Annotated in this window: 11 protein-coding genes; 5 read left to right on the top strand and 6 right to left on the bottom strand. The window is 26.4% G+C overall.

Annotated elements, in window-relative coordinates; all coding sequences use genetic code 11:
• Window positions 1–254: 254 nt before the first annotated feature.
• The 3 genes from VN21_RS05105 to VN21_RS05095 all read left to right on the top strand — a co-directional run bounded on the left by VN21_RS05105 (window position 255) and on the right by VN21_RS05095 (window position 2082).
• Entirely contained in the window at window positions 255–842 is a 588-nt protein-coding gene (locus VN21_RS05105; protein ID WP_046822350.1) for a cupin domain-containing protein, read from the top strand.
• Window positions 843–1216: 374 nt separating this feature from the next.
• Window positions 1217–1528: a PadR family transcriptional regulator gene (locus VN21_RS05100; RefSeq protein WP_046822349.1), complete on the top strand. Its 312-nt coding sequence runs from the start codon at window positions 1217–1219 to the stop codon at window positions 1526–1528.
• Window positions 1529–1545: 17 nt separating this feature from the next.
• Complete coding sequence (locus VN21_RS05095; protein ID WP_046822348.1) at window positions 1546–2082, top strand: DUF2812 domain-containing protein; 537 nt, start codon at window positions 1546–1548, stop codon at window positions 2080–2082.
• Between the two features lie 77 nt (window positions 2083–2159).
• On the opposite strand, the gene VN21_RS05090 is transcribed toward VN21_RS05095, so the two are convergent.
• Window positions 2160–2900, bottom strand: coding sequence for a hypothetical protein (locus tag VN21_RS05090; protein WP_046822347.1), 741 nt, complete (start codon window positions 2898–2900; stop codon window positions 2160–2162).
• 316 nt (window positions 2901–3216) lie between these two features.
• Here VN21_RS05090 and VN21_RS05085 point away from each other — a divergent pair, with 316 nt between their 5' ends.
• Both VN21_RS05085 and VN21_RS05080 read left to right on the top strand, forming a co-directional pair.
• Window positions 3217–3591, top strand: a complete 375-nt coding sequence (locus tag VN21_RS05085; protein WP_046822346.1) for a DUF4363 family protein — start codon at window positions 3217–3219, stop codon at window positions 3589–3591.
• Window positions 3592–3606: 15 nt separating this feature from the next.
• On the top strand, window positions 3607–4305 hold the full coding sequence (locus VN21_RS05080; protein ID WP_046822345.1) for a DUF421 domain-containing protein: 699 nt from the start codon (window positions 3607–3609) through the stop codon (window positions 4303–4305).
• Between the two features lie 93 nt (window positions 4306–4398).
• Here the strand turns inward: VN21_RS05080 and VN21_RS05075 are convergent, their stop codons facing one another.
• From VN21_RS05075 to VN21_RS05060, 5 genes are all read right to left on the bottom strand, one after another.
• Window positions 4399–5064 carry a DUF3885 domain-containing protein gene (locus tag VN21_RS05075; protein WP_046822344.1) on the bottom strand — a complete coding sequence of 222 codons (666 nt, stop codon included), beginning with the start codon at window positions 5062–5064 and terminating at the stop codon, window positions 4399–4401.
• Window positions 5065–5095: 31 nt separating this feature from the next.
• Complete coding sequence (locus tag VN21_RS19050) at window positions 5096–5629, bottom strand: DUF4070 domain-containing protein (RefSeq protein WP_226896672.1); 534 nt, start codon at window positions 5627–5629, stop codon at window positions 5096–5098.
• A gap of 29 nt (window positions 5630–5658) precedes the next feature.
• A complete protein-coding gene (locus VN21_RS19045) occupies window positions 5659–6288 on the bottom strand; it encodes a B12-binding domain-containing radical SAM protein (protein WP_226896671.1) in 630 nt (209 codons plus the stop codon).
• 158 nt (window positions 6289–6446) lie between these two features.
• Window positions 6447–7271 carry a DUF6544 family protein gene (locus VN21_RS05065; RefSeq protein WP_046822343.1) on the bottom strand — a complete coding sequence of 275 codons (825 nt, stop codon included), beginning with the start codon at window positions 7269–7271 and terminating at the stop codon, window positions 6447–6449.
• 14 nt (window positions 7272–7285) lie between these two features.
• On the bottom strand, window positions 7286–7717 hold the full coding sequence (locus VN21_RS05060; RefSeq protein WP_046822342.1) for a MarR family winged helix-turn-helix transcriptional regulator: 432 nt from the start codon (window positions 7715–7717) through the stop codon (window positions 7286–7288).
• Window positions 7718–7894 lie beyond the last annotated feature (177 nt).

Raw genomic sequence — 7894 nt, 5'->3', positions numbered from 1 at the left:
TTAATAATTAGTACTCTCCGCATTTATATATACAAAATAATATTTTTTATTTTGTATTATAATTTTCTAATAAAAACTTATCCTCGACTTAATTTTTAGATATGCTAAACTTCTTAAAATTAAGTATTAAAGTCTTATATTTGAGCACTTATTATATCAAACTTTAATTTAAACTCTATTGTTTTATTTTGTAAAAGCACTTTATATAAGCATTTATCATACATTGTTATTAAATTGAAAAGGGAGTGATAAATATGTATAATGGTCAAACTCAATATCCATGGCCTTATTGGCCTAATATGCAAATGTTTAATATGTACCCCTATCCATTCTGGGCTTACCCGCAAATGCAAAATATGAACCCTTATAGTTTTTTTGGGAATCCATCAATGTATCCCCAAGGATTTCAAAGACCTCTTCCTCAACTGAAGGATTATGGACCTAATCCATTTGTAATTAATATTGATGAGGCTACTGATGAAAATAATACTTTCCGTACTGCTTTATGGACAGGAACTAATTTGCAAGTTACATTAATGAGTATAGAAGTTGGGGATGATATAGGATTAGAAGTTCATGAAACTGGAGATCAATTCATACGTATTGAAGAAGGTCAAGGACTTGTTAAAATGGGAAATAGTAAAGATAAATTAGATTTTCAAAAAATGATTTACGAAGACTATGCTATTATGATACCTGAAGGTAAATGGCATAATATAATTAACACAGGGAATAAACCACTTAAATTATATGCTATATATGCACCACCTGAACATCCACGTGATACAATTCATCAAACTAAGGCAGATGCAGAATTAGCTGAGCAAAATTCTAGATATTAGCCAGAGTATTATTTAATTCTAACTATATTAATTTAGACTACTTAGTAATTTATTTAACCTTAAAAATCCATATATTCTAAATATGGTTAGTTAAAATTTCAATATAACTTCTCATAAGAAAACTTTATAAGAACAATAAAATAACTGTATAAAAACTAAGTTTTTATACAGTTATTTTATTGTTCTTATTTTCATTTAACTTAAATAATCTTTCAAAGTAAGTATATCACTTAATATTCACCTAATTATGAATCAAAATTTTATTTAATGTCGATATTTGTATTTAAAATTCAGTTGATATATATTACGTTTAACGATATACTTTTATTACGGTTAATGATATATCTTTAACCGTAATAAAGTGAGGTGATACTTTGAAGGATAATGTCAAAGGTGGGGCTCTAACAGAGGTAACATTGTATATTTTATTAGCACTATATAATCCTAACCATGGTTATGGAATAATGCAATTTGCTGAAGAAAAGACTAATGGTCGTTTAATTTTAGGAGCAGGTACATTGTATGGAGCAATAAATACACTTGTAGATAAAAAATGGATACAACTTGTTAGTGAAGAAAAGAAAAAGAAAAATTATCTAATTACAGGATTAGGAAAAGAGATTGTTAGTAAGGAATTAAAAAGATTGAATGATGTTTTAAAACTTGCTAATCAAATAGTTAAGTAAAGGGGTTGTAATTTTTTATGAATAAATCAAAGGTGTTCTTTGATATTGAAAAAGAAACTAAATGGCTTAATAGCTTGGCAAAACAAGGATATAGGTTAACTGGTAAGAGTGGTTTCACATACCGTTTTAAAACGTGTGAAAAAGGTGCTTACATTTATCAGGTTGAAAAAAGAAAGCCTTTTACTTCTGATAAAAATTTAGATTATATAGATTTTATATCTAATTTAGATATTAATACGGTAGCTATTCAATGGGGTTGGTTTTACTTTGAAAAAGAAAATGACGGAAAAGATTTTGAGCTATTTACAGATATTCAATCAAAGATATCTCATTATAAAAACCTTATTTTTACACTTTTAATAATAGGATTTTTTAGTTTTTGTATCTTTAATAATTGTTTAAATTCACCAATAGGATCACAAGGGCCTTATATATTTAATATCTCATTCCCACTTATAGCAAACCCATTGTTGATGGCTACTGTAGCTTTTACAATTATAAAATACTTTATTAAAATTCATAAATTAAAAAAAGAAAGATTCATAAATGAGTAAATAACCTTTTTTATTATAAAAACCGTCTCACTTTATTGTGATACGGTTTCTTATAGTTTAATAACATATTCAAATTTTTATAAAAACTCCTTAATTTGATTTATCAAATCTTCCTTGTTTTCTTCTAGTTGTGCTAGTCTATTTACATTAGCTCCAGATGGATGTGGGAACCCTTTAAGAATTTGTATTGTATCGATAATTCCTTCTTCAGATAACTTATGTAATACTTCTTCAACAGCTTTTCCTAAAGGTATTATCAATATATCTTTAAAATTTTCAATATCTTTAAGTTCTTTAATAAAATTCTCATAAACATATTTCATTAAGAACTCACTTTTTAGTAATTTAGGTGTATGACCTGAGTAGTTCTGTTTTTTTACGAAAACAGGATAAGGTATCAGTGATACAGTATGTAGTAGATAATCTTTGTCCTCAAACAATGATGAACAACTATTTAGACTTAAAACATCATTAAGTTTTATATCATCTAACATACTAATTATATTTTTTCTAAGTCCTCCACTAAATCTACCTGCCACTTTACACTTGTATTGTATTTCTTCGATATCTGTGCCTAATTCTAACTCTTTTCTAGCAGTTGAAATAGCTGTACTCATTTGCTGAAATCCTGGTGTTATTCCAATAATAAACACCTTCGCTTTTGAGTTCAAATATTCATTATGTGGAGCATAATATACTTCTATATTCCCATCTCTTTTTATAAGAAAATCATCTGTCAATAATTCATCTTTTACATATTTATCTTTTATCGGAAGGCTTCTTATAACTTCTTCATATTCATACAGTGTTTTTTTCATATGCCCAGACCTCTCTGCATTTTTTATTATTTATGATACCTTTTTATTATAATGAGACATAAATATATTCTGATATAACTCTATTTTAATTATATCCTATATTTTATATTTTTCTTTTACTCTAATAATTAAATCATAAATTTACAATTGATATTACTTCATTAAGTATAAATTTACTATCTTTTTTCAACTTTATCTACTAACTACTTATCTATATATTTACTATATTTGGGATAATTTCTATTTAATTGTATCAAAATAGTTTTATAAGCATATTACAATAAACAGTTGTTTTTATATGAAAGGAGAAATATATTTGAGTCATAAGTCTATAACATTATCACTAGCTATATTATTATTAGCTTTACTTTCTATATTTTTTGTATCTCAAAACTACATATTTGACAGAAATAATAGAGTTGAAAAAACTTTGGATAGTTTAGCTCTATCAATTAAAAAAGACGATTGGGTTTTAGCTGAACAGCTATTTAATGATTTGGATATTCTATGGTCAAAAGGAAAATATCTAATAGCTATAAACAATGCAGATCAAGATTTTTCAGAAATGAGAGCTGCTATAAATAAATTAGAAGGTGCCATTGAAACCAAAGATCAATCTAGTGCATTGCAGATTTCAAAAGAAATTAATGATAATTGGAAAAACTTTAGAAGAATAATACCTGAACCTTAATAAGGAGGTGATTTGATGTCAATTATTACTTATTGTATAAGATGTTCTTTTATGTTTCTCGTAGTTTGGTTCGGCTTAAGAATTGTTGGGAAAAAATCTATTGCACAAATAAGCACTTATGATTTAGCTTGTATATTAATTATAAGCAACATTGGTGCTGAGCCATTAGTATATAAAATTCCATCAAAAGCTACTTTAGGAGTACTGTTCTTGGCTTTAATTACAATATTAATTGGTAGACTCTCATTAAACAAAATATTTTATAATGCGGATGATAAACCAAGCATAGTTATTGTAAATGGTAAAATTGATAAAGAAGAACTAAGAAAAAATAATTTAAATATTCCTTTTCTTCTTTCTCAACTTAGGTTAAAAAATTACCCTAAAATATCTGATGTCGATTATGCAATCGTAGAACCTGATGGTCAGATTTCAGTAATTCCAAAATCTCAACAAAGAGCCGTAACCCCTAAAGATTTAAATATAAAAACAAAATATGAAGGTTTAGGTTTACCTCTTATTATAGATAGTCAAATTCAATACAGAAATTTAGAATATGCAAACTTGAATATTGAATGGCTCAATAATGAGATTCAAAAATCTCAATCTAATATTGAAAATATTTCTATTGCTGAACTTGATAACCAAGGACAATTGTATATATGCCTATACAAAGATATTACAACCATTAAACAAAATCCTCCTATTTTTTAATCCTACATTTTATATATCAAAATAATATGTAGGATTTTTTCTACTTAAAGTAATAAAGAAGTTTTTTGTTTTATATTTATCATAATAATATAATTAATTTTCTGTTTTAAACATATACTTACTGTACTTCTCTTTAAAAAACTCAAAATCACCATCATGCTTACATGCTAAGTCCACCCACTCATCATTACATAAATGGTATACGTATCCTTTTTCCTTGTGTACTATATAGTAATCAGCCATTCCTTTTAAACTATTCACTACTTCTTCCTCAATTAATTCCCTTATTAATTTCTTGTATCTTATATCTTTAACCTTACAACTAGTATAAAAATTATGCACTTTTTTAATTCCTACTTCATTTGATTCTCCTAAATCTGTAACTATGCAGTTAAGGTTTTTTAATATACGTTTATTGAGCATATATTGATTTATTCTTAAATTTGATTGAGTATATGTAGGTTCACAATATAAATCTTTGCGTGCATATTCCCCATCTTCATTTTGTATAATTTCCCATTGATATTCATCATACTTATTTATTACAAATAATATATCATCATTATCATTAAATAGATTCTTAAATATATGTAATGCTCGTATATATACTCTTTCTAAAGCTTTATTATCTTCCAAGATGGATTCTTCAATGTTATTTTTTAAATCTAGTTCTAACACATTCTTATTAACTCTACAAAATGGTTGATATAATTTTAAATTTTCATATTTATTGACTATGTATTTTTTCAATTCACTCATAATTTATATTCTCCTACGCAAATTTTGTTAATTAAGATGTTTTTCTTATTGAAATCTTATATCCTAGGTTTACTATTAAGTTGTATAAAATATTAGCCTTTGATTTTCTTAATCTGATAGATATTGATTTTAAAGAATAGAAATTTCTTCTAAACCACATATACCCTTCAACCAATTCTTCTTTGCTCATATTCTTAGGTTCAAATGCTACTCTGGTTTTTCCATTGTAATATGACCAATCCTCAGTTAATAATCTATCCTCTTCTTTTAATTTATAATATAATGGAGTCTTTGGAAGTGGCGTTAATATACTAACTGTAACACCATCAATCCCTAAAAAATTACACATATCTAAAGTTGTTTTAAATACTTCAGTTGTATCTGTATCAAAGCCAAATATTATTCCTGCTTGTATGCAAATTCCATATTTATGAACAGAATCTATTAAATATTTATATTTATCTACGTTGTTCAATCCTTTATTTACACTATTTAAAGTTTCTTTTGAAAAAGATTCTAATCCTACAAAAAAGTAAATACATCCTGCTTTTTTAGCTAACTTCAATAATTCCTCATTATTGCATCTTTCTAGTGTTACCTGTGCTGCCCACTTTTTATATTTTTAATATCATCTATTACCTCATTTACAGGCCTTTTTCTAAACGAATCTTTATATATTTGTTTTAAATTGCAGTAAGAACAACTATATGGGCATCCTCTTGTTGCAAAAACTGCACCTTTAGTAAACCACCTTCTTTTTATTAAATCTCTTCTTGGTATTGGAATTCCTTCTAACGATGGAGTATTTAAACACTTATATTCCCTTTTATAGTTTCCATTATAAAATTCTTCTAAAAATACTGGCCAACTTTCTTCAGCCTCCCCTATAATCAGTACATCACAATGTTCTTGTGCCTCATATGGTAATAAAGTTGCATGAGGCCCTCCAAAAGCAACCTTACTTCCTTTATTTCTAAACTTTTTTGAGATATTATAACAATGCGGTGCATTTGCAGTATTAACCGTAATTACAACTAAATCAAAATTTTTTTCAAAAGGCACCTTTTGATTGTACTCATCTATTAGTGTAATTTCATATTTGCTTTCATCAATAAATGCTGCTAAATATGGCATTGTTATTTGTATAAAGTTGTTTATTTGCCTTTTTCTAAATCTATTAATCTCCTTATTTTCAGGAGTTATCATTAAAATACTTTTTTTCATGTCTCCTCCAAGTAGCTACTTATACATATTACTATTTTTTGTTAATTTATATTATAGTACATATTATAATAACATAATTGTTTAATAAAAAAACCGCATCACATTATTGTTATGCGGTTTTTCTTTATATACACTCATATATATTATTTGAACTTATACTACTCATAGCTAATTTTCATATTTTCACTATCAAAATAAACTAAATCTCCGTCACTAAAGTTCCAAACAGCTTGAAATTTAGTTGGTCTATTTACTCCATTAACAACTTTATAATCACTTACAACAGCAGACCATTTTTCATATGTATTAGTATCTGAAGATAATCTCTTCTCATCTACAAAATGAGTCATTTCATAATTTTCATTGAAATAAAAGGTGCCTGTAGTTTTACTTCCATTTTTTCTTATTGTTGCTTCAACACTATAATCATCAATTTGTTTATACGTAATACTTTCTTGAAGAGCTAGGCTTGGATGCATCATGCATTCTGATAAATATGAAGAGTCAATAATATCAAACTTAGTATTAAAAAGTATTATGTGTTTTGCAAGTATACCTTTCATTGTTGCCTTTCCATCTTTGCAAATATCTATACCTTGAAATGGTATTCCAAACATTTTTGAATCAATTAATGCTACTCTCGTAGGCTCTTTTGTAAAATCATATACTGTATAATCAATTTTTACATTGGGCTTATTAACTCCCATAGAAAATTCTACATCCTTAAAATCAAATTTAATTATACTCGCACTTTCAATTCCTACATATCCATTTTTAATAAAATATTTCTGTATAACTTCTGGAAGAGCTTTTAAATCAGTCTCAGTGATTATACTCTTAGGCATTTTATTTACCTCAAAAAGCTCTCCAACAATACTTCTATATTCCTTTTTAACCGGAGAATATGGAATCATTAAATAAACAATAATAAATACAAGTAAAATAAAAATTACTCCAATCAATATTTTTCTCCCCTTTTTCATATTAATTTATCTCCCTAATTCAAACTTAATATATTTTTTTCTAGCTTTTTCATAACCATCAACATACTATCCAATTCTTCTTCTGTTATTCCATGATATAACCTTTCTATAAATTCTTCTTCTTTATCTTGTCTATCTGTAAAAAATTGATAGCAATTGTCTGTCAGCGATATTCTTACAGCTCTGCTATCATTGACATCTTTTTGCAACTCTACAAGACCAGCTTTTTCCAAATTAATAGAAAGTTTTTTTACATTTTGTCTACTATATCCAATTATTTTTGAAACTTCTGTAAGAGTAGGACTCTTAACCCCACTTCTTATTATTGAAATTAATAAAAACCATTGCTTAGTTGTAATTTCACTAAAAACCTTGTCTCCTTTATTTTGAATTTTATTAGAAAGAAAAAATATTGCTCCAAATATATATGCTTTTTTTTCCACCATTTTGTTATCACCTCGAATACGTAACTAGTTACCTTTTAGTATGAATTAGCTCATATGCATTGTCAATCTTTTATTTTTATTAAGTAGAAATTAGATATGATCTTATATATTTAAACTCAATTAGATAGAATATTTATTGTATCTAATTGAGTTTATTTCAAAAAACTTATTATTTTA

The sequence above is a fragment of the Paraclostridium benzoelyticum genome, assembly GCF_001006285.1.
GTDB classification, from domain to species: domain Bacteria; phylum Bacillota; class Clostridia; order Peptostreptococcales; family Peptostreptococcaceae; genus Paraclostridium; species Paraclostridium benzoelyticum.
This window is presented reverse-complemented; position numbering and strand designations above follow the sequence as displayed.